This is a genomic window from Brevibacterium aurantiacum, assembly GCF_007558825.1.
GTDB classification, from domain to species: Bacteria; Actinomycetota; Actinomycetes; order Actinomycetales; family Brevibacteriaceae; genus Brevibacterium; species Brevibacterium aurantiacum_A.
On the sequence record NZ_VLTK01000003.1, the window covers coordinates 17,352 to 39,060 of the forward strand.

Consider the following 21,709-nt stretch of genomic DNA (forward strand, 5'->3'; position numbering starts at 1 on the left):
AGCTGCCATGTCAGGTGCAAGTTACGGGACCCCTGGTGGGTCGCTTGGTGAGGATGAAGACACATCCTGGGCGGCGAACAAAGCCGTCGCTGAGGTAGGCCGGATCGGAGAACAGATCGTGGGAAATATGCTCACCGACCTGGTTGTCGCAAGCGACGGTGCCGTCGTCCTACACGACCTGTCCATGCCGGCACATTGGTCGAAGGCCAACATCGACCACATCGTCATTACTGGTTCCACGGTCATCATCATCGACGCAAAACGGTGGAAGCCCAGCGCCTATTACACTCTGCGATCGACTGCCTACCGGGGACTGTTCTCACACTTCAAGCACGCACAGAAGAACGGAATGGGTCACGCTGCCGACTCGATCCAGTCGATGCTGTCCAAGCGGAACCTCTACGCCACGATCTCAACACCTTTGGTCGCGGTCGTTCCCACGGGCCCCGGTTTCATGTCGACTCACTTCCTCCGATTCCCACGGGCCGAGGTGGTTTCGAAGAAAGCTCTGGCTACTCGCGTCCGCCGCCCAATCCGCGACAACGGTCCTGCCGACCAGGGCATCGTCGATGCACTCTCATCTTTGCTCAAAGACTCTTCCGCCTATTCGACCTCAACGGGAACACTGCCTGTCAGCAATCAGGCGCCGGCCATTGACGCTCCGGTCACCCCAACATCGAAGGTCACCAACAACGTGACGTTCGTTGCAGGCGGCATTGCAGGTGACGAGACCAATAATGATGAAGAAGGGCGAGCATGAGTCGGAAGGTTCAACAGCGAAAGGGTGATGATTCTCCGCTGATCTTGGCCGGTGCCGTCATCCTCGCGCTGGTCGCCACCTGCTTCGGCTACCCAGGCTTCGTGCTTGTACCGATTGGTGTCACGATTGCTGCCTACATTGCCTCGCCACCTGAGCTCACCGACAAAAAGAACGGCCGGCCAGTTCCAGCTACTGACAGCGAGACTGCCAAGTTGCGCAAGTACCACGCACGGCAGTCCTTGAAGTCAACGTTTTTCAATCCTCAAGCCTGGTGGCCAGGCACCGAAGTGCGACTGTCCTGGTTCGTCTTCCTCTCGTTGTCGATCATCGTGGGAATGATCCCGGCTCACTTCGATCATTTCGGGCTCCTAAGCGACTACGACGTGGCCGACCACATATTCGGGCTCATCAACGCGATCGCCATCTTCATCACCATCACTGCCTACGATGATGCCTCTCGGCGGTTTGCCTCCGAGGACGAACCTCGACCAGCTGTGGGCTGGAAGGATCTCAAGTCGGCACTGCCGAAGACACTGAAGGTCACCGCTGAGGTCCCCAACTTCATCAAACTCATTGCCGCTCATGGTCTCCAAATCATAGTCCTGGCCATCTATGTCGTCGTCGGAGTTGTTGCCACCATTGCAACAGGTTTCGGTCTGCGCATTCTCGCAGCCCTCTGGGAATCGTTCATTGGACATTCGCTGACCACCTACGGCCTGCCAACATTGGCCTTCGCTGCTTGTGGCGGTATCGGACTGACTCTTATGCTCATCGCCGCAGTTGTGCGCCCGAAAGTCATCAGCAGTTGGCGCCTGCGTGAAGCTGCTCGGGCCGAATGGAAGCCACGGTGGGCGGATCTGAAGTTTGACCCGGCACCGGGCCTGACGGATCGTCGCCAGCTCAGCGCCGGACTAGTCGACACGTTCCGCGCACCGGCAGGCAAAGGTGCAATGACGTTCATCGACAAAGAGTCTGACATCATCCCAGCACTCGGAGCCGGACAGTCAGCAGCAGTCATCGAGTCCCCTCAAGTAAACGCGCTCGGTCAAGAAGTCGAAGGATCGATCCACCCGAATGAGTTCCGTGTTGTCCAGATCCCATCCGATTCCGTTCCTGATGCCTTCGACACCGAGGCTGATCCTGAGGTTGCCCGCTTGGCCGCGATCTTGTCATGGAAGCCAAGGTGGGCGTCGCTGAAGTTCAAACCCGCACCACGTCTGATCTCGCGTGAGATCGTCGGCTCCTTCGCAGTCGACACCTTTGATGCCCCACAGGGACGCTCTGCCACTGAGTTCATGACCACCCATGCAGCTAAGGTCACCCCCACGCTGGGCGCTGGCGTCTCTGGTGCAATCCTGTCCATCGCCGACCAGAACGGGGTTCACCCAACCCAGTTCCGTGTCGTGGCCTCAAAGACCGATCAGGCCTCGGCGATTACCGACCCAACAATTGGAGACGAGGAGCTCTCAATCGCGTTGGAGTCTGTCATCGCCACCGTCTGCAACGACGCCCAGTACGCCCGCCCCGACATCGCCTCCATCGTCCCTCTCCATGACGAGTCCTCGCCTGTTGCTGCCTGGTACGTCGGCCTGTCGATTGACCCTGGCATTGTCCGCCACATGCGACTCAAAGGTGGTCTGCAATCGCAGTTCGCGGCAAAGCTCGGCTGCGTCGCGGCACTCAACGACAACCCAGAGCGCAAGGGTGGTCTGGCTCTCTATGTCGGAGCCTTCGACAGTGACGAGCTCTCACCCAATGACCCCGGTCGCCAGATGCTGCCTGAGGTCGCCGGTGTCCGCGAAGAAGACTGGTGGAACGGCAAATGGATGACAGCGCTGGACTCAAAGATCAACGCACCGTTTCCGATTCCTGACACCCCTCAGCAGGATGCGACTCTCGTCGATGGTGCCACCTTGCACCGTCGCTTCTTCTCGATCCTCAACAATGAGCGTGTCTCCGACTACTTGAGCCCGAAGATTGAGGAACCGCTGTCGGTGGCTCTGTCGTCTGCATTGGCCGGCGTCACCGGATACATGGAACGTTCGGGCAATGACTTCAACCAGCACAACCAGGTCATCGTCGTTCAGTGGGCCGATCGTAACAAGCCCGTACCGAAGTCCCCGGCCTATCTGAGGCCCCCGGCCCGGAGCTCAAAAGTCTCCGCCGAGGATTGGCTGCTCAAGCTGATGATCAATCAGGCATTCGACGCCGCGAAGCTGACTCGACCGGGCGTGACGTCGACGGCCCCGTTGTCGTCGCCGAATGCCGATGACGGATCTCACCTGTGGCGAGTGAATATGACTCTGCTCGGGGGAGTGACGACCGATGTCATCCGCAAGCACCTGCCGCGCATGAAGGAACGCCTCTCGATCCCGTGGGCGACAGTGTTCAAAGACACCTCCGGGGCCAACACCACAGGAGTCAGTATTGTCATGGGCGCCCACCCGGAACACGTGAGCCTGGGCAATGAGAAACGCGACCGGCCGCTCTTAGTCGACCTCGAATGGCAGAAGGCCTTCGCTGAGGCCAATGTCGCATCCGCCTCTACCGGGGAAGTCCCGGCTTTGGTAAGCACTCACACGTTGGAGTACAACGACAAGGTCCGATCGACGACGTTCACGTTGCCCGGTATGGATCTGGCCAAGCCTCGCGGTGCGATTGGCAAGCTCACCTCGGCCACGGGCAACGCCTTCCTCCAGGTCAATGCTGACCCGAATTCTCCACGACAGTTCATTCTCCTGTCGTCGAGGACTGATCCGATGCCCGAAAATGTCGCCTTTCCAATCCAGGCGCCCGTCGTCGGTAAGGAGCAGGTCTTTGGTGTCGGTATTGACGGTCGACCGAACGGTGTCGATTGGTCGAGTAGTCCTCATTTGCTCATTGTCGGAGGTTCGGGAAGCGGCAAGAGTGTACTGGCGCAGTCGGTGATGTACGGGGCCTTAGCTGCCGGCCACCGTGTTGTCCTCATCGATGCACAGAAGTACGGTGCTGACTTCCACTTTGCGCGCCGATACTCCTCGGCTTTCTGCACCACAGTCGATGAGGCCAGGGCCGTTATGGAGTCCATCTACGCTGAAGTACAGCGCCGGGCGGCACTCAACGGCCAATATGGTGTCAGCTCGTTCGACGATTTGCCTGAGAGCGTGCGTCCTAAGCGGATGATCGTCTTCATCGACGAGTTCTTGGGCCTCGTCTCAACCGGTTCCAGGCCACCGTCGAAGCCGGAATCTGATCCGAAAGCTGAAGAGGCTCGCCTGGCCGCAGAGCGGTCGTATATGAGCAAACGGCGTCTGGCGTTCCTGGTCGGTCGTGTGGCTGCTGAGGCTCGTTCAGCTGGGATCAATCTGTCATTGATGACGCAGAAGATGACAGCGAACTCCCTTCCCGATGACCTCTCAGACCTCAAAACAAACCTGGGTCGAGTGGCGCTGGGCAAGATGTCCTACGGCGACAAGATGTCGGCGCTGCGAGATCCTGTCGCATCGCCGGCCCTTGGCGAGATCGTGCCCAAAGGCCGCCTCATCTGGGAATCAGTGACGGCACCGGCAATCGCCTTGCAGGGATACTTTTCTCCGGTCGATGAGTTTGAAGCGAGCCTGGCCTCGTTCATGGGCGATCCCGCAAACATCGAGCACATCGACTTCAGTGAACACCTGCCCGATGACTCCTCAGACGTCATCGAAGGACGGGTCTTGGTTGCCGATGAGACCGAGCCGACCGAAGTGGCCGATGATCTTCTTCTCGACCTCGAGCTTGCCGACGTCGACGATGCTGGTGACAGTGAGATCCCGGATTGGGCCAAGGACTTCGCTATCGGCTCTGGCGCACCTGCCGAGCCCGCGGTGGACGTTGGTGACGACGATGGGACTCCCACCTTGGACCTCGATGACCTCGACGATATTGATCTGTCTGACTCCGAGGGTACTTCGACCAGCGAGTCACAGGAGCCGGTGGCTACTGAAGCCTCTGAGGCTGACATCGACTGGGATGCCTTCTTTGCTGAGACCGACACTGGAGATGCTGATAGCGCAGGCGAGCCCGATGTTGTTGAGACACTGTCTAACGAAGAGGTGATCGAGCAGCCGGTGAGCAACCGCAATCCGATCTCAGTCGAAGACGCAGAGGCTCTCGTGTTCATGGACATCGACGGATGTCTGGCGCCATTCGGAGGCCCGGCCCGCCGTGGTCAGATGATGATTGAACCCGCCGAGGGCACCTACGGAGACTCGATGACTGTGGATCCGCGCATCATGAAGGCTGTCACCACCATCGACGCACCGATCGTCTGGTCGAGTGCACGTGAAGTCGAAGATGCCGACGTACTGGCAACCCACATCGGGTGGCCGGTGCTTCCTGCGATTGATACGGCTGCCAACGGTCCAGGTCCTCACGAATGGTTTAAGACCAATGCCATTGTGGCTTTCCTCGACGAGGTCCCATTCGTCGCCCGCATCGTCGTCATTGACGATGACGCGGCAGTTGCCGGACTCGGCACAGTGCTGGCAGAGGCAGGCTATGACCACTTCATCGTCCAACCGGAGTCGGCGAAGGGCCTGACCCGAGAGCAGATTGCCGAGATCAACTCATTCTTGGCCGGAGGGGGTGACGACGCTGTCGAGGCAGAATCAGAGGCTTCCGTCCCAGCACCAGCCAAGACACGGCGTTCTACTCGCCCTGCCAAACGACCACGTCGCGCAGCTGCGACATCCCGGCTGCCCAGCGACGACGAATTCTGACTCGAAAGGAAAGGTGATCGCCCGTGATGGGAGGACACCATGCGATCTCTGGCACCGCTGGAGCTCTGGTCTTGGCTGGAACCACTGGAGTGAGCCTCGGAGTCATCGATGCCGGAAGCGGCATGTCGTTGGCGTCCTTCGCCGCGATGGTCACTGGAGCCGCACTGCTGCCAGACGCAGACCATCACAATGCGACGATCGCTCACTCCCTGCCGAAGCTTGGGCCTCTGCCATCACCATCGGAGATCATCTGCCGAATGATCGGGAAGATCTCTGGTGGGCACCGGCATGGGACCCACAGCATCATCGGGATCGCGGCCTTCGTCGCCCTGGCGATGTTGCTGGGACAGCTGCGCTACGGCGAACTGGCCATTGGCGCCGCGATCATGGGATTCGTCCTCACCTCTTTCGCCCTGAAAGCCTTGAAGCTCAGCGGGCCGTTCTCCGTCCTGCCATGGGGCCTGTCGCTGGCTGTTGCTGGGTTCGTCATGAAGGAGTTCGACACTGATCCATTCATGCTTCCATTAGCGGTGGGCTTGGGCTGTGCGATCCATATCGTCGGCGACATGGCCACGACTGACATGTGTCCGATCCTCTACCCCTTGAACCCGAAAGCTCCGAAAGGATTCGAGCACATTCCGGTTCTCGGCTCGTGCTGGGACGACAAGGGCAGCTTTGGATTCCCCATCCTCGGCAATGCGGGATCGATTCGAGAGTGGATACTCTGCCTCGTTTTCACTGGGTACGTTGTCCTCGCTGCAACGACGGAGGCAGGCATATTCGATCCAGGTGCGTGGGCAACGCTGCCGCACTTCGACGAGATCAAGACCGGCCTGACCGATCCACTTGGATAGCACGTCCTTGAAATGCCAACCCCAGGTGGCCTAGCATCATCTCCATGAGTCGAATCAACGATTATATTGCCCCGGACCAGATCGACGAGCTTCGGCGACGTGCCAGGACCGCTGACGATCTCAAACGTGAGTACTTGGAGGCAAAGGAGGAGCTCGATGAGTATGTGACGACCATCCTCGAACGTGGTCCGCATGGGACACAGCGAGCGATCGCAGAAGAGCTCGAATTTACGCGTGAATGGCTACGCCGGACTGGCAGGCGCTACTATCGAAGCATCATTCGCAGGACCCAGGACGGGCGAAAGCTCATCTCGATGCCTGCGAACAACGTCACTGCGGACCGGGACTACGAAATCCGAGACAAGGACGTGAACACTGAAGTTGTTGCGCGAGTGACGGGGCAAGAACTGTTGGACGCCCGTCGCGAGCAACTGGATGCATACAAAATGAGCGGGACTCAACGAAACAACATCGCCGTTGTCGATGTCTCCCACCTCATCGCGGGCCGAGGACACCCTCAACGCGAGTCGTTGAGCTGATCGGCCAATACTAGAGCGGCACACAATAGGCCTTCCGAGGCGTGCATGATCCGCTGTTGTCGCACCTTCTCTCGCGCCTCGTCGCCGGTCCAGGGACTATCTTCTCCTGGTCGGCTGGCGAGGTCGCGGCACTTCTCGAGTTTGCGCTTGGCGCTGGCTAACTGGGCCGATCGCTCGTCGAGGCTCATGAGGCAGCCCAATCTTCGCTGGTGATGCCGTAGTGGCCGCGCATGAGGCGTTGCATCATGAGCAACCCGTTACGTTTAAGCCGGGTGCACTCCCGACTTGTCAGACCCGTCATCTCAGCCACATCGGCCGTCTGCGGGATCTGACCAGTCGCACCGTCTCCGAAGAGCTCACCGAAGTAGCAGTCGAGGACGACGCCGAACGTCTCAGACTCGCTGGTGGCCTCCTCGATGGCTTTGGCTACAATTTGGGCGCCCTCCGTGGAGTGAATCACCGAGTCGAGATCGCCCGACGTCGCGACATCGGGCACGACTTCCAGCGGGGACACCGTGAGGTAGAAGTCGTCAACGGTACAAATCAGCCCGCTCTTGGCTGGGTCCTTTCTCGTGCGATAGAGGCGTTCGTTGGTTGCTTCGACGACTTCCGTGTCAGTGGGACTGTCGTGGCCGTCAATGATCATGGACTGTCTCATTGACGACAGCAGCCGGCGACGTCGGTTGAGATTGGTCATGCCAGTCATCGGTGCGGCACCGGCAGTGGTGTCGACGTAGGACTTCACATTATTGCGCGACTCATCATGCAGGTAACCGGTCCACCTGTTGATGCGATCGAAGATGGTGGGGTCTTCGATCGCTTCGAGGATGAGTTCATAGTCTCTCGTCGCCACGATTTGGATGACATCATCAAGATGTCGATTTGCTGGCAGGTTGTTGGTTCGGCACATGTGGAAGGCGATCTGCCGATAGGTCTCTCTCGCGGAGCGCGAGTAGTCTTCGATGGCGACTGTCTGTGCATCAGTGTCCAAGGACACGATGGTCACGACGGCCTCCTTGACCGGATCGTAGCGGTCACTCATGTGTTTGTTCTCCTGCCGTGTTCTCAGAGAAGGGGAAGCCTGGCCAGGGGGGTTCCTGGCGGTTGTTGTGAATGGCATCGCAGTAGGCAACGAGTCTCTTGCCTTGACTGCGTGGGTCGAACAACCACGCCAGTGTGATTTTTCGCGTGGAGGGATCGCTGGAGTCTGAGATTTCCTTCAGCCATTCGATGAGTTGATTCACTCGCGTTTGGGGTCCATGTTCGTCGGACGCGAGCAGAAGCTGCCGCAAAGAGATAGCTCCGAGCACCCTCCCTTCATTGCTCCCACCAACGCTGGTGAGAACATCGTTGACGCTCAAAAGTCCTTCAGCGACGGAAACTGTCCATTCAGCGCGATGGTGCCGTGCCGAGCGGGAAAGCTCCGTTGCTCTTGTAGGTGCAATGAGATTGCCATGTGCGACGTTTTCTGCCGCATTAGTGGGAATACTATTTGATGCTGGTTCCATGCGTTAACTCGCCCCCTTTCGTTTAGTTATTTACGCCAAATACCAGGAGTGACCGTTGTAGTCGATGTCCAGTGATTGGAAATCGACACGTGCCGCTTCGGCCATCGGATCTCGAATGACATTGAGTGCGTCCGTTAAGCGCTTGTAGGACAATCCGTCCTTCGGATACTCCTCGCGGTAGAGGGCGATGACCTTCTCGGGATCTGCCCCGCCGCTGTCGGCGTAGACCTTCCTGATCTTGCGTCCGATCGCCGGGTCACCGACTCGCTGTTGGACGGCGGAACCGGCCTTGCGCGAAATCTCGACGTACAAGTATCGTTGCGGGTCAACGCGGACGAATCGCTGGGGATTGCAGCATTTGTCGATGAGCTCTGAAAGGTATGACCGCCCCGGTTCTCCCTCTTCACCGAGAGTCATTTCGGTGGCCATGACGTCGAGTGTCTCGGAGTCCAGGAGCGCCTGCCCGAAGTCCTGTGGCCCAAGCTTCGTCACTGTTTTGTCGATGTCTCGCATCAATGACACATGCTGTCGTTCAAGACACTCGCGCAACGTGCGTTCAAGTGCAGTGAGGAATTCCCACCACGATTGTTGAGCCATTTTCTCGATCGCGAGCATTGACCCAGCCATGCGATCCGGGGTCATTATTTGTCGTTTAAATGTAAACGGCAATCGTGTAATTAAACGGTGGTCTTCGCTCGGCCTTTTGTCCGACAGCAACTGGTGTTCGAACGTTTCAGGTCCGATTGTCAGGAGCGTAGTTCCATTGACGCTTCGACCCATACCCTCTACGGTCCACCGCAAATCGTGCTCACCTTCACCCAGTGCCTGCACGGTTCCGCCGTGCCACTGCACCCGAATCGGCAAGAGCGGACGGTTCGTCGCGCCCGGCTTGAAGGTTGCTTTTCGGCCGACGATCTTGGGGTCAGCCTCCACCCACAACCAGACCGGGAGTGTGACGAGGCTGATGTCGGAGGCCAGCGTTTGGGTCGGGATCATCTGTGCGTCTTTAGACCGTACGATCGCCTCGATGTAGCTGGTGATACGGCGGATCCAACGGTGGGCTCGGTCGCTGTCCTCAGCGATGAAGTCCTGGTGCACTGTCGTGATGTCAGTGTCAGTCATCATCACGCCTACGGGAGAAGAGACGGGCGAAGAACCCCTTTCGGTTCGTCCTCTTCTTCTGTGCCTCCTGTTCACGATTGCCTCGGCGAGTGGGCACTGCGGACACGCGCCTGGCACCGTCGAGTCCAGCCGGGGCAGATGGGAAGGCTTCGTTATCGTTGGTGACTCGAAAGAGCAAGTGGTCAAGGACGGACGACAGGCCATCGAGCTCGGCACCTGTGCGCCCGGAGTTGAAGGTCTGCATCAGGCGTGGGTCGTAGTCGACGACGCCGACCCACTCGCCATAGTCATCGAAGCCGAGCTGTTTGAGATTCGTCATCGGCTGCTCGGGTGGCGCCGTGTTGAGCAGCATCATGACTCGATTGCGCTGGACGCCGGCCTTATGAAGCTCCAGGACCCGATCACCGAGATGGTTGTAAGACTCCCGACCGTGTTCGGTGAGCATGAGCATGGCTGTTGGTGAGTTGGGATCATTGGCTCGCAGAGTCGGCACGAGGACCTCGCGGTAGATGGTGTCATCGGCTGCGGCCATCGCTTCGGCGATCTGGGTGTCGATGATGACCAGGTCGGCCTTCTGTTTGGCGAAGGCAATCGCCTTGGCGTAGAGCTCGTTCGTGACCAGTCGCCGAGATGCCTGCGACGGTGGCGGGGCCTGGATGACACCGAACTTGATCTCTTCGAGGTTTGCGCCACTTCGGACCTGGTTGATCTGTTTCGGCGTCACGAGGGCATCGGCCATGTTGCCCGAATGCGCGGCATCCGCGATCGTCGGCAGATTCGACTTGCGCAACCGGAGGCGAATACCTGTTCCGGCCTGGCCACGGTTGGAGTCGATGAGAATGACCTTGTACCCAGCCAGGGCTGCGCGCTGGGCGGTAGCGATCGACAATGATGTCTTGCCGACGCCGCCTTTGCCTGCACCGATGATGAGCACCGAGGCGAATGCATCAGAGAACGGTGTGCGGCCGGGGGCATAGTCGGGGGAGTAGTCGGAGATGGCCTGGTCGAAGACGTCGCCGAACTGATCGAGTCCCTGGGACGTTGCCTGGTAGTTGTCGTTGCTCGACCACTGATTGGGCATCCGTGATGAGCTTGGTGCCGATGGCTGAGTAGCCCATGTTGGTTGCTGAGCTGGTGCCGGTGCTTCGGGCGGCGGTGCCGGGCTCGCCCACTGACCCATCGGCTGACTCACGGTGGTCTGCTGGCCTGCACTCGGCCACCACTCGCCTCCCGAATGGGGCACAGTCGGGGGAGCTTGCTGCTGATACTGCTGAACTGGTGGCTGCTGATGGGCTGGGGCCTGCGGTCCAGGTTGAGGGTGATCGCCCTGCTGAAAGTTCAGCTGTCCTTCCTGGAGTCGAGGCATCGGTTGGGTCGGCGGGTTGGCCTCATAGGCTGGTGTCGCTTGGGGCGGCTGCTGTGGGGGAGGCGGGTCTGGGTAGTCGTCATACCTCACGTCGTTACTCCTCGATGGCTGTTCCTGTTCGGAGGGCTGGGTCGAATCCCTCTGACCTTGATGGGTCGGGAGCTGGTCCATGGCGGGCCCCACTGGTGTCTGTCGCTGGACCGGTTGTCCTGCCTGGGGCTGGGTCGGCACTGGGTCGGCGGATGATTCAGCGGTGTCCCAGGGTGGTCCAGGTTCGGCGGCCGGCTGGCCCACGGTCTGTCCCACGCCTGCTGGTCCACCCTGATTAATCGGGGCGAACTGCTGTCTGGCGGGCGGTTCAGGAGCCGACTGTTGGGTCGATTGTGGTGATGGCTCCGGTCGATCTTGGGACACCGGCTCGTTGCGCCCCCATGGGTCGGGTCCAGCATGAGTAGTTGGCTCCGCTTCGGTCGTGGGACTCCGACGTGGTTGGACTTGGGGCACCTGGCCCGAGGAATTGGACCATGGGTCGGTGGGCGGCTGCGGCCTGTCATCCTGTCGCAATGGGGCTTCGACGGTCGGAGTCGGATCGTTCTGAGTCCGTGTCTCATCCGGCACACCCCCGTGTGCCATATGGGGAGCATTGTCACCAAGTGCATCTGCCCCGCTCATCGCTTGCATACGTGTCGACGTGCCTACCTCGACTACTTGGGCGATGCCGTTAGAATCGATGACGGGCGACGACGAATTGGGGGTGTCAATGCCCAAGGAATCGAGAACGTCCCACACATCAGTGGGCGCGGAAATCGTGTTCACAGTTGGGTGATCGGCGAAGGCGCCACCGGACGAGGTGGTGATTGCTCGTAAGGTCGTTTCTTGCGAGAGCTTCTCAGCCCAAGCCTTGAGCCCGACCTGATTGAAGTCGCCAACGAGGACGACGCTAGGAGGTGCCTGACTCGTCATAGCCTTCTTGATATTCAGGGCAGCATCGCGGAATCTCTGGCCAGAGATCACGTGGTAGCCTGCTTCGGCAAGAACATCTTCAAGGCCAGGCAGGTTAGCTACACCGATTCGCGTTGTTTTACTCACACCCTCTCTATGCGTCGAAGGTGTGGGTGTGTCGAAGACTCACAACATGGGAGAGTGATTTCGGTTATGTTCAGTACTGTTGCCAGATGGGTTCGCCCGGCAGAGAGGACCCGCTGTGGCGCAACCAAGTGAGCTGATTCAGCGTTTCAATCCGCACGTGCTTCATCCGCCTGAGACTGAACAGGCCGCCCGCTATGCGATCTCGTTTGTCGAACCGCTGTTTTCGCTGTCGCAGCGTATGGAAATCGATGGCCAGGCAAAGGACTCTGCGGTCAGGTATCCAGCTTGGGCATTGTTCTGGTACGCCGGCTGCGTGTCAGCGATCATGCGAACATTGCCCGATGCTGACCCTTGGTCAACCCGGTACCCGCTTGTGACTCCGCCGTTGAGCTCTCAAGCACGCAACTCTTCGACGCCTCGATTCGGTTCATGGCGTGACGTCGTCGATCTCACCCCACCGGTACGCGATGACATCGACACAGACATGGACCTGTCCTTCTTCTCCGACGAGATCAGCGACGACTCGGCCAAAGTCTTGGTTGCCGGTTCTCGCGGATGGTTGACGACGGCGAATGTCCTCGCTGACGCGGCGGCACCAGACGGTGAGTACCTCTTCTCCGTGGGAGATGGCGCTCTGCGATGGGCAGTCGGCAGGCGCCGACAGTACGCAGGCCACGGGGATACGTTCCCCACCACGGCCATCATTCAGGCTGCCACCAATGCCACCTCCATCATCAAGGGCTACGACGAGCCGTTGGAAGCGATGGACGTTCTGGTTCAACGCGAGAAGTTCTCGAATATGGCCTACGTTCCCATCGAAGACGAGTTCTAGGGGTTTCGACACATCACTGGGGTCGGCGCATAGATGAAGTATGCGTGCAAACAATTCTCAGCAATCGACCGTCCAGTACCACCAGCCACTAGAGGCTTGGGATATTTCGGACTACGCCACCGTCGGCGATCTGCTCTATCCTGCCACTGCGAAGCTGCACAAGTCTCGCGTATCCCCGCTTGTCGCAGTTGCTCGTGGCTACAAGGCGATGGTGTCAGGGTCGACTGACTTCAACGACTTCCTCGCCTCGACCTATGGCAGTGGCACTTCGAAGACGAAGAATGCTGTGCGCGGTCATGCCAACAACGCCGACCTGCTCTACCTGCCCAATTACGCACTCGACTCAGTCGCCGAGCGCCGCGCATTTGACCCCTCGCACCGGCCCAGCGGCATCGCCCACCAGTACCGTCCATCGAATCCGAAGAAAAGCGACCAGGGCAAGCGACTCAAGTACGTCTTCGATTCGGGCACCCAGACAGTCCTCGATGTTCACCCGTCGACACCGAACTCCTACCTGAAGAACCCGGCAAATGTGCTCTTCACGGAAGGCATCATCAAGGGCGATTCCACCCTGACCGCTTACTTGAGGTCGCAAGGCTTTAGCGCGGATGACCTCAAAGTCGCCACCCACTCAGCCAACCCCGACCAGGCAATCCACGACATGCTGGAGACAGTGCCTGCCGAGGACCGGTTGCTCATCGTGTCCATCGCTGGTGTCTACAACTGGAAGTCCAACCCCGAATGGACGGTCCTGAGGCTCAAAAACTCGACCGCATGGCTGGCCTTCGACGGTGACCTCGGTGTCAATCGTGACGTATGGGACCAGACGACGAAGCTCATGGACTTCCTCAAGCGCTCTCGTCGCATGTCTGATGACAAGGTTCTCCTCGTCGACCTCGCCTCAGTCCCGGTTGCCCATGATGAGGATAAGGTCGGTCTCGACGACTTCTTCGCCGAGCACGGCACTTTCGATGATTTGCCGGCGATGCTCACTGACACGGTTCCCGATCCACCGCAGAAGGACACTGAGGCCTTCGTCGGTCAGCACCGCATGAACGAGTCCACGACGGCGTTGCAGAAGTGCTATCCCGCTGACGAGATGTCACCAGCCCGGTGGGTCGACATCGTCGGTATCGGCGCGAGGCTGATGCGCACCTCCGTCTACCGCCAGCCGACGGTCGATGAAGAGGACTCGTGGTCAATCGCTGGGTCATCGAATGTGGAGGCCGACCGCCGTGAAGTTGTCGTCGAGCTCGGCTACCTCGATGGAACCGAATCGGGAGCCCTCGACGCCGATGAGTCCACTGCCGGGCATAATCACGCTCAGATGACTGCACCGATGTCGATCCTCGAAGCATTGCCGCAAGACTGGGGGCGACAGGGCGCCTCAGTGCCCTCAGACATCCTGACTCTGGCCGAATGGCCGCCACGCAAAGAAGGCGAGAAGTGGCTGCGCGAGATGAAAGCGGCCCGCCGTGACGAGGTTCAGCACTTTGAACGCTGGTCTCGCATGGGTTGGGTGCCGTCGACGACGCCGAACTGGCCGACCTTCGTCATCGGCGACCAGGTCATCGAACCAGACAACGTCGAATCCGGTGCTCTGCCTGGTGTGACTGAGGATGAACTGCCCAACGTCTCCGGCCTGGGAGTGAAGCTGAGAGACCCCAACCTCACTGATGACGAGTACCGTGACTTCGTGCGTGAGAGCATGGAAAAGGTCTTCGATCTCTTCCTGGTCAACACACCGTGGAAGGACAGCCGCATCGGCGCGCTCATGATGGCGTCGGCTCTGCGCCCGTGTATGCCCAAGCGCCCTCACGTGCCTCTCTACCTGGTCGGTGCTGCTCGGTCGGGCAAGGCCCTGCCTGTCGATAGCTACATTCCGGTCCCTCATTCGACGTCAGAGACCGGTTTGGCTCGAGTCGCTGACTTGGCTCCTGGGGACACGGTCTTCGGGTCAAATGGGCAGGCGACAGCCATTCGCTCGAAATCAGCCCGCCACATGGCCGAGGTCTTTGATGTCTACCTCTCCGATGGTCGTACGCTCCGAGCATCCGACCGTCATGTCTTCTCCACGATTGCCCCCGGACCCGCTCGTGCACCGATCATGGCCGAGCTTGGGTCCGAGGCCTTCGAACTTGCCACCAAAGCTGCGGCATTGTCATCAGGTCAGGCAGGCCGGATCACTGACATCGCTGAGCATTACCAGCTGCCCAACGCCCTCGTCGCCGATGTCATCGACCAAGCACGCATCCCCTCGATGCCACTCGTCAGTGACGATGCTTCCGCCGATTTCGGACCCGGATACCGAACCGCTGACATTCAGCCGATCCTTGATCAGGTAGCCCTGTCGCCGATCGCGTTGAGTGCCGAGACGATCACCCACGATGATCTAATTGCGCTCTGTCCGGAAGCCGAGGCGGAATTGGGTGAGCCGACCATCCGAGCCACAGGCTCTCGTGTCGATACGATCTACCCGATTGGGGAAGTGCTCACGGCTTATGCCGAGTCCTTGATCAATGAGGGCCAGGTTGTCACCCGATCGGTCACGACGGCCGAGCTCGGGCCCGGAATGACGTTGGCGGCAATCACCCCCGACGTCAGGGCCTGGTCGGCGAACTCTTCGTGGTTCACAGCCGGTGTGCAAACGGCAGAGTCGGTGGCCGGGAAAGCCACCAGCGGTGAGACTCTTGCTGACGAACTCGTTTATGGACCTATCCATGACCGACTGGCATTTCTGCGTGGCTTCGTCGCCTGCTCCCTGCGCATTGCCGGCCTGCCTGATCTGAAATTGCCCAGCGCGGAGGATGAGGCAATCAAGGTCAGCGACCGTGGCCTGCGCGCCGACATCGTCACGCTCATGCGCTCAGTGGGCTGGTCTCCAATGGCGGCATCCGATGGCACAATCCTCTACCGCCCTATCAGCGAACGCGCACGTATCACCGCGGTGGTCCCAGCCGGTCAGGAGACGTGCCAGTGCATCACCGTTGACCGCTTTGACGGGCAGTTCGCCGCCGACAACTTCGTCCTGACCCACAACTCGTGGACTGCGGCTACCGCAATGAGCTTCTGGGACAAGGGAAAGAACTGGACGGAAGACACCCTGCCGGGTTCGGCCTCCGACACGAAGGCTGCAACGGAGAACGCCGTGTCACTGGCACCCATCTGGGTTGTTGACGACTTGGCGCCCTCGTCGGATCCGCGCAAGGCGGAGAAGGAACGGGAGGGAATTGAGGCGCTCCTGCGTGCCATTCACAACAACACAGGTAAGCGACGTTCATCTGGCACCGGCGCCCAGCAGGATGTTCGCCGACCTCAAGCCATGCTCATCGCCACAGCGGAAAACGACATCGACATCCACTCGGTTGTCTCGCGCATCATCTCAGTGCGGATGTCGCAGAACTCGCTGAATACGGCTGCCATGGAGAAGATGAGGTCACTGCGCGGAACGGGTGAGGCCCCGACTGTGACTGCTGCGCTCATCGACTTCATCGCCAACAAGCGCCACCTCGACGATTCGGAAAAGAGGGCACCGGTCAAGCAAGTCATCGAGGACCAGTTCGATATGCTCACTGGCGACTTGAAGTACGTCGTGAAGTCTCAGTATGGGTTCACAGACTCGGAGTTCGAGCGTCAGGCGAAGTTGCTCGCCGACCTCATGCTCATTGTCCAACCGCTGCGAGAGATGGCCATCGCCTACGGTGTTGACCAGAAGTACATTGATCGCTTGGCCATCCATGCTGAGGGCTCACTGGGGGAGAAGGTCACGTCTCTGGTTGTGGAAAGCTTCTCGGAGTCACGCACGGGTGGTCCCGGTCATGCTCTCCTCAGAGCGGTCAAGCGTCTGCTGAACACTAAATCCGCCCATATTGCCAATGCCAGCGACCCTCAGATGCCGCCGATGGTCGTCTCCGACAATTCTGATGACGCAGAGGCGAAGGCGATCAATTCTTCGCTGGGCTGGGCATTCATCGAAGGGCAGGGAGCCCGTCCGATCGGTAAAGAGATCGGGGTGCTCTACCGGGGGCCGAAGGGCCAAGATGACGCTGTCCTGCTGCTAGACCCGGCGACGGCGTTCAAGCTGGCGCAGAAGGAGTCTCCTGAGCTCGTGCCGCCAGGGTCAGGGACCAGAACCGCATGGCAGTCGATGTGGGATGACGGATTGGCTGTCGAGGGGATTAAAGGCATACCCAAGCGAATGTCCGCTGATTCTGGAACTAAGCGGTGGTCGGTGCAGGTCATGATCAACGGGCGGCGCTTCTCCACGGTGCCAGTACCTTTGGAGACACTGAACTCGACGCTGTGACGTAGCCAGTGATCTACAGCCAATAGGGGTCAGACTTTCTCCGGATAAGGGGAGGCCTGACCCCTGTTTCATGCGCCGACACATCAAGGTCTTCGAGGCATATACAGAGTGTGAGCAATCAAGAGAACGACCAAACGGCCATAATTCCGAAAGGACGGATGGCATTCGTCGGCGACCGTCTTGAAATCGACCAGGAGCTCGTCGATGACAAGGTCCGACGTAAGGCCATGTCACCGTCGACAATGAACGCGCTGGGCGGCAATGGGTGCCAGGCACGGTTTGCCATCGAGAAGATCGTCCCGCGCGACGAGTCTGCTTTGACAGCTTCATCCATTGGAACTGTCGCCCATTCGGTCCTCGAAGATCTCTACGGCCTCCCTGGCCCGGAGAGAACAGTCTTCAAGGCGACAGAATTTGCAGCCAAGCACGTTGGCGGAGTTGATCTGTCGACAGTCAACATCAACGGGTTCGACTTCGCGCACGCGAGCGAATCAGAGAAGGCCGCGGTGAGGGCCACTGTCCAGGGAGAAGTCCACACGGCCTACCGAGGGATCTTTGACATCGAAGATCCCGAAGCCGTCAATGTCTTCTCCACCGAAGCCAAACTCAGCGGTGTCGACATCGCTGGCGTTCCGGTCGTGGCTTTCATCGACCGTGTTGACCGAATCAACGACGAACTCCGAGTCGTCGATTACAAGACCGGCAAACAGAAGAAGTCATCGTCGATCTTTGGAGACCCGCACGGCGACCAGCTGCGCATCTACGCCTTGGCCGGTGCGAAGCACTTCGATCAAGAGATCGAGAATGCGTTCGTCCTCTATACGAAATACTCCAAAGCTCAGCGTGTGGCCATGAGCGCGCCGAAGTTGAAGAAGACAGAGAGGCTCTTCGTCGATACCTGGGAAGAATTGGGCGAATGCTCCGATGAAGCCACGTTTGAAACCACCCCATCTGGCTTGTGCGCCTACTGTCCTCTGGCGCGAATCTGCCCTGCATCAAAGGTCACCGACGCAGATGCAGTCGCCGTGCCGCAGGTCGAGCCCGATGCAGTCGCCGTCTATCCGAATGTGGCCGAAGAACCCGTAGAAACCGACGAATCCGAAGCTGAAGTGGGTCTAAGTGAGCCAACTGCTGAGGCGGACTCTGTTGTGGGTGAAGACATTCACCAGACAGGAGAGAGCACAATGACACGTTGGCCAGAAGACAAGCCCTGGGAAGCCGAAGTGAAGGGACGTCTCAACCCCAACTCGTGGGCTGCCGGTGGTATCGCCGGTGTTGTCACCAACTCAGTTCAGCACCTCAATGCTGCCGGATACGCAGTGAACAAGAAGAATATCCGCGCACTGTCATCGACCCTGGTCAACCTCATCGCTCGTATCGAGTCAGGTCTGGCCGGTCACGACGGTGCGCAATGGGGATCGGGTCTTAACAGCCTGGTGCGCCTGACCATGTGGCGCCTTCTTGATCACGAGATGCCCATTCCGTTCGGTGCCAGCGCGGGCGACTGGCAGTCCTGGGAGACCCGGCTGGTCAATGCCAGCGTCGGCATTATCGCCACGACCGAGGCCATCTATGACGACGCGATCAAGCCTGGCGGGTGGGTGTTGTTCACCTCCGACAACGGCGAGAGCGCCGAGCCTGTAGCCGAAGTCGGCACCAAATCCGAGGCAGGTGCCCCGGAAGAGGCCGACGAGGAAGCAGACGACGCCACCAAGACCGAGACCGAAGACGAGACCGAATCCGGCGAAGACGAGGCGATCGATACTGATGTGCCATTCGACGACATCGATGACGAAGCCTTTGACGAATCAGCCATGTTCGACGACTGAAAACCCATCCCGATCAAGTTAGACAACCACAACACACGAAGGAACAAACCATGAGTGAAGCCACCGCAGACCTCCAGCCGCTCGTCATTGCCGCAATCAATGCCACCGGCCCCCGCAAAGTCGAAGAAGTCGAAGACGGCGATGAGGTCACACTCGTCGAAGAGACCGAAGAGAACTGGGTCGGTCGGGTCGGCGAGAACGCCCGACTCATCTACTCACTGATCAATGACGACCAATCACCCGTGGTCAAGGCAGTAGGTCGCCTGTCTGAGGCAGTGAAATATGTGGCCAATGTTGTCGAGGTCAAGAAGGAGAAGTCGTCGAACCGAGCAATTGTGACCCTAGAGACGAAACCGTCGAAGAAGAACCCCGAAGGCTCAGAGACAGTGCGCACCGACAGGTTCGATGACGGCGGACGCCCCATGGCCTCGAAGGCCCGATCGCTCGTTGGCCGCCGTGTGCTGGTGTTCAAATACATGGAATCTGCCACTGACGGCTCTGGCCGCGATTTCCGCATTCTCGTCGACATCAAAGATCTCGGTGAGGCACGAGAGTTCGACGAGTAGGCCGCCAACGCCGATCAAAGACCGCCGATTCGTCCACTGTGCGACTCATCGGCGGTCTTTGCGCATAGATACAAGTAGCAGCGCATTTGGCGCCCAACAACGAAGAGGAGACCGCAGTGACTGACACCGCGTGGATGGCAGACGAGACCACCAATGCTGACGAAAGCGTCGAAGACGTTGAAACCGACATGACCGACACCGAAGACAACGTCGAAGAGGCAGTGGCCGAGCCCGAGCACTTAGATGACGAGGCACTTGACCTCGGTGCGAGCGACGAGGACGCGGATTCTGGCAAGTCCAAGGCACGGACTCAGGCGCAGTCGAAGGGCCGCGACAAGACCCTCATTCGCCGTACCGTGCGCAAGATGCTCGACGTCCAGGGCGCTGAAGACGATGTGCGCCACGTCGCGGCCTCACTGCTGAGCAAAGACGAGGCTGATGTTGAAGGTTTGGTCGTGACGATTCTGACGGGTGACTCGCGCAAGACCAATCAGCCGATGTCTGACCTCGAAGACCTGATGGAGGCCGACGCCATTGAGATGTCTGCCAACGCCACCGCGTTGGGCAAAGACCGTCTCAAGGCTCTGTGGTCGCTGCTGGGTGATCTCGGCAAGGCTGAAGGTTCTCTGCCTGCCGGCATCGCTCCCGCGGCCATCCAGATCGCAAAGATCATCTCCAAGGACGTCTCCGACGACGATATGCTCACGCTCACTGCCGTCGCAGACCTCATGAAGAAGGCCTAAGAGCTCATGTCGAGGTGTCACAGTTGGCGGCCGCTGGAAGTCGTACCGGAACAGCACGCCCACCATCTGCCTGGTGAATGCCGCAAATGTTGGAAGCCCTGTTTTCGCAAATCCGATGACGGTTCCGCCTACTGTGACACCTGCCTTGAGCGCCTGACCCAACACCCGTTCGGACTCGTGCGCACCGCCCTGGCTGCTGACGCCGCTACCCCCGACGACACTCTCGATTTCCTGATGACCGACCACGACCCCGGCGTCGCCAAAGCCGCCGAACGCACCTACATGCGACGGATGCAAGGACTCTAAGATATGGGACTTTTCAAGAAGAAGGACGATCACGATCCGTTCCTCGACATGGCCGAGGAAGCCGCAAGCCTGCCCCGAGGCGATGAAGACCTCGTCCAACAGTCCAAGAAGTACCGCCGACTGCGTGTAGCGGCGCAATACTCGCCAGTTGCAGCGATCGTCGCCGCTTGTGCGGCCTTCGGCAGCCTGGCACTCATCCCCGAACAGCCGGACCCTATTGAGCCGACATTGACTACTGAGGGCAAAGCCGTCGCCGTCTCCGAAGTCCAAAGCTGGCTGGCTGAGAAACCCTCACCTCTGCCGCAAGGCAAATTCTTAGGCTGGGACGGTTACACCGACGTTCCGTTCCCCGAAGTCAGCGACGAAGAGAAGAACAAATCCAGCTATGAGCCGCCGACCTACAGCGTTGAACGCCACCACTTCAGCGTCGAAGGTCCAGACAACGCCCTGTACCGGGTCGACGTGCAGGTTGCCGTCGACGAATCAACAGGTCCGCACATCATCGGCGACCCTTCCCTCATGCCGCGGCCGATCACTGAAACCGATTTTCAACCCGACTCTCCGTGGCCGGGGATGACTGACTCGGGCAATGTCCCCGACTCGGTCAACACGGCAATCGTGTCCTGGCAGAAAGCGTTCGTCTCCGGAAACAGTGACGAGCTGCGCCAGATCGTCGGAGATCAGAACGAATCTCACGTGTACTTGCCGCTGGCAGGTGTGGAGTCCGCTGAAGCCGAAGTCACCAATTCGGCGTTCTTTACCGAAAACGAAGACGGAGATGACGTCCCTGGACCCACGATGCTGGCTCGAGTCGAGATCACACCGACATGGGCCAGCACCGGCGCAAGTGCCACAGACCAGACCGCTCAGATGCCTGTACTGACTTATGACCTGCTCATCACCGACGCTCAATCGGGTTCACCGAAAGTCGTCGCCTGGGGCGGTCCCGGAGAGGGGCAGGAATTGAAGAAGTATGGCAATGCTGTCACCGGAATGAACGACCAGATTGTCCGCGGAGATGACGCCAATGGATCCGACGACACGACCGGTGAAGATTCGTCCGGTGACCAGCCCGGCGATGACGTAGCACCACTGCCAGACGGTGAGGACTCTGCCTCCGATGCCGACGCTGACGGCAATCAGTAACTAGACG

Annotated in this window: 15 protein-coding genes; 11 read left to right on the top strand and 4 right to left on the bottom strand. The window is 59.3% G+C overall.

Annotation, left to right across the window (positions count from 1 at the left end; translation table 11 throughout):
* Positions 1-7 precede the first annotated feature (7 nt).
* The 4 genes from FO013_RS04995 to FO013_RS05010 are packed head-to-tail and all read left to right on the top strand — an operon-like array spanning position 8 to position 6,889.
* Positions 8-760 carry a nuclease-related domain-containing protein gene (locus FO013_RS04995; protein ID WP_143921492.1) on the top strand — a complete coding sequence of 251 codons (753 nt, stop codon included), beginning with the start codon at positions 8-10 and terminating at the stop codon, positions 758-760.
* Positions 757-5,496, top strand: coding sequence for an FtsK/SpoIIIE domain-containing protein (locus FO013_RS05000; protein ID WP_143921493.1), 4,740 nt, complete (start codon positions 757-759; stop codon positions 5,494-5,496). Before FO013_RS04995 ends, FO013_RS05000 begins: the two co-directional genes overlap by 4 nt.
* Positions 5,497-5,522: 26 nt before the next feature.
* Positions 5,523-6,350: a metal-dependent hydrolase gene (locus tag FO013_RS05005; RefSeq protein WP_260848038.1), complete on the top strand. Its 828-nt coding sequence runs from the start codon at positions 5,523-5,525 to the stop codon at positions 6,348-6,350.
* A 44-nt stretch (positions 6,351-6,394) separates the two neighbouring features.
* On the top strand, positions 6,395-6,889 hold the full coding sequence (locus FO013_RS05010) for a hypothetical protein (protein WP_143921495.1): 495 nt from the start codon (positions 6,395-6,397) through the stop codon (positions 6,887-6,889).
* 184 nt (positions 6,890-7,073) lie between these two features.
* On the opposite strand, the gene FO013_RS05015 is transcribed toward FO013_RS05010, so the two are convergent.
* From FO013_RS05015 to FO013_RS22310, 4 genes are read right to left on the bottom strand one after another with little or no spacing between them, the layout of a single operon-like run.
* Positions 7,074-7,931 carry a hypothetical protein gene (locus FO013_RS05015; protein WP_143921496.1) on the bottom strand — a complete coding sequence of 286 codons (858 nt, stop codon included), beginning with the start codon at positions 7,929-7,931 and terminating at the stop codon, positions 7,074-7,076.
* A complete protein-coding gene (locus FO013_RS05020; protein ID WP_143921497.1) occupies positions 7,924-8,397 on the bottom strand; it encodes a hypothetical protein in 474 nt (157 codons plus the stop codon). The genes FO013_RS05015 and FO013_RS05020 overlap by 8 nt, the downstream gene beginning before the upstream one ends.
* 30 nt (positions 8,398-8,427) lie before the next feature.
* The gene (locus FO013_RS05025; protein WP_143921498.1) at positions 8,428-9,522 is read right to left on the bottom strand and encodes a hypothetical protein; all 1,095 of its coding nucleotides are present in this window, start codon (positions 9,520-9,522) and stop codon (positions 8,428-8,430) included.
* Positions 9,512-10,600: a ParA family protein gene (locus tag FO013_RS22310; protein ID WP_186292996.1), complete on the bottom strand. Its 1,089-nt coding sequence runs from the start codon at positions 10,598-10,600 to the stop codon at positions 9,512-9,514. Before FO013_RS22310 ends, FO013_RS05025 begins: the two co-directional genes overlap by 11 nt.
* A gap of 1,489 nt (positions 10,601-12,089) precedes the next feature.
* On the opposite strand from FO013_RS22310, the gene FO013_RS05035 reads away from it, so the two are divergent.
* The 7 genes from FO013_RS05035 (at position 12,090) to FO013_RS05060 (ending at position 21,702) form a co-directional block, all read left to right on the top strand.
* Complete coding sequence (locus FO013_RS05035) at positions 12,090-12,806, top strand: hypothetical protein (RefSeq protein WP_143921500.1); 717 nt, start codon at positions 12,090-12,092, stop codon at positions 12,804-12,806.
* Between the two features lie 40 nt (positions 12,807-12,846).
* Positions 12,847-17,112, top strand: coding sequence for a hypothetical protein (locus tag FO013_RS05040; protein WP_143921501.1), 4,266 nt, complete (start codon positions 12,847-12,849; stop codon positions 17,110-17,112).
* Positions 17,113-17,270: 158 nt separating this feature from the next.
* Positions 17,271-18,941 carry a RecB family exonuclease gene (locus FO013_RS05045; RefSeq protein ID WP_143921502.1) on the top strand — a complete coding sequence of 557 codons (1,671 nt, stop codon included), beginning with the start codon at positions 17,271-17,273 and terminating at the stop codon, positions 18,939-18,941.
* A 50-nt stretch (positions 18,942-18,991) separates the two neighbouring features.
* On the top strand, positions 18,992-19,507 hold the full coding sequence (locus FO013_RS05050) for a hypothetical protein (RefSeq protein ID WP_143921503.1): 516 nt from the start codon (positions 18,992-18,994) through the stop codon (positions 19,505-19,507).
* A 116-nt stretch (positions 19,508-19,623) separates the two neighbouring features.
* Complete coding sequence (locus tag FO013_RS05055; RefSeq protein WP_143921504.1) at positions 19,624-20,250, top strand: hypothetical protein; 627 nt, start codon at positions 19,624-19,626, stop codon at positions 20,248-20,250.
* Positions 20,251-20,427: 177 nt separating this feature from the next.
* Positions 20,428-20,556, top strand: coding sequence for a hypothetical protein (locus FO013_RS22785; protein ID WP_257930295.1), 129 nt, complete (start codon positions 20,428-20,430; stop codon positions 20,554-20,556).
* Positions 20,557-20,559: 3 nt separating this feature from the next.
* Positions 20,560-21,702 (top strand): hypothetical protein, encoded by a 1,143-nt coding sequence (locus FO013_RS05060; RefSeq protein ID WP_143921505.1) that lies wholly within the window; start codon positions 20,560-20,562, stop codon positions 21,700-21,702.
* The last annotated feature ends 7 nt before the right edge of the window (positions 21,703-21,709 follow it).

Excerpts from the sequence above, each read along its gene's own strand:
- FO013_RS04995 (WP_143921492.1), top strand. The coding sequence starts at position 8 with ATGTCAGGTGCAAGTTACGGGACCCCTGGTGGGTCGCTTGGTGAGGAT.
- FO013_RS05000 (WP_143921493.1), top strand. The coding sequence starts at position 757 with ATGAGTCGGAAGGTTCAACAGCGAAAGGGTGATGATTCTCCGCTGATC.
- FO013_RS05005 (WP_260848038.1), top strand. The coding sequence starts at position 5,523 with ATGGGAGGACACCATGCGATCTCTGGCACCGCTGGAGCTCTGGTCTTG.
- FO013_RS05010 (WP_143921495.1), top strand. The coding sequence starts at position 6,395 with ATGAGTCGAATCAACGATTATATTGCCCCGGACCAGATCGACGAGCTT.
- FO013_RS05015 (WP_143921496.1), bottom strand. The coding sequence starts at position 7,931 with ATGAGTGACCGCTACGATCCGGTCAAGGAGGCCGTCGTGACCATCGTG.
- FO013_RS05020 (WP_143921497.1), bottom strand. The coding sequence starts at position 8,397 with ATGGAACCAGCATCAAATAGTATTCCCACTAATGCGGCAGAAAACGTC.
- FO013_RS05025 (WP_143921498.1), bottom strand. The coding sequence starts at position 9,522 with ATGATGACTGACACTGACATCACGACAGTGCACCAGGACTTCATCGCT.
- FO013_RS22310 (WP_186292996.1), bottom strand. The coding sequence starts at position 10,600 with ATGCCCAATCAGTGGTCGAGCAACGACAACTACCAGGCAACGTCCCAG.
- FO013_RS05040 (WP_143921501.1), top strand. The coding sequence starts at position 12,847 with ATGCGTGCAAACAATTCTCAGCAATCGACCGTCCAGTACCACCAGCCA.
- FO013_RS05045 (WP_143921502.1), top strand. The coding sequence starts at position 17,271 with ATGGCATTCGTCGGCGACCGTCTTGAAATCGACCAGGAGCTCGTCGAT.
- FO013_RS05050 (WP_143921503.1), top strand. The coding sequence starts at position 18,992 with ATGAGTGAAGCCACCGCAGACCTCCAGCCGCTCGTCATTGCCGCAATC.
- FO013_RS05060 (WP_143921505.1), top strand. The coding sequence starts at position 20,560 with ATGGGACTTTTCAAGAAGAAGGACGATCACGATCCGTTCCTCGACATG.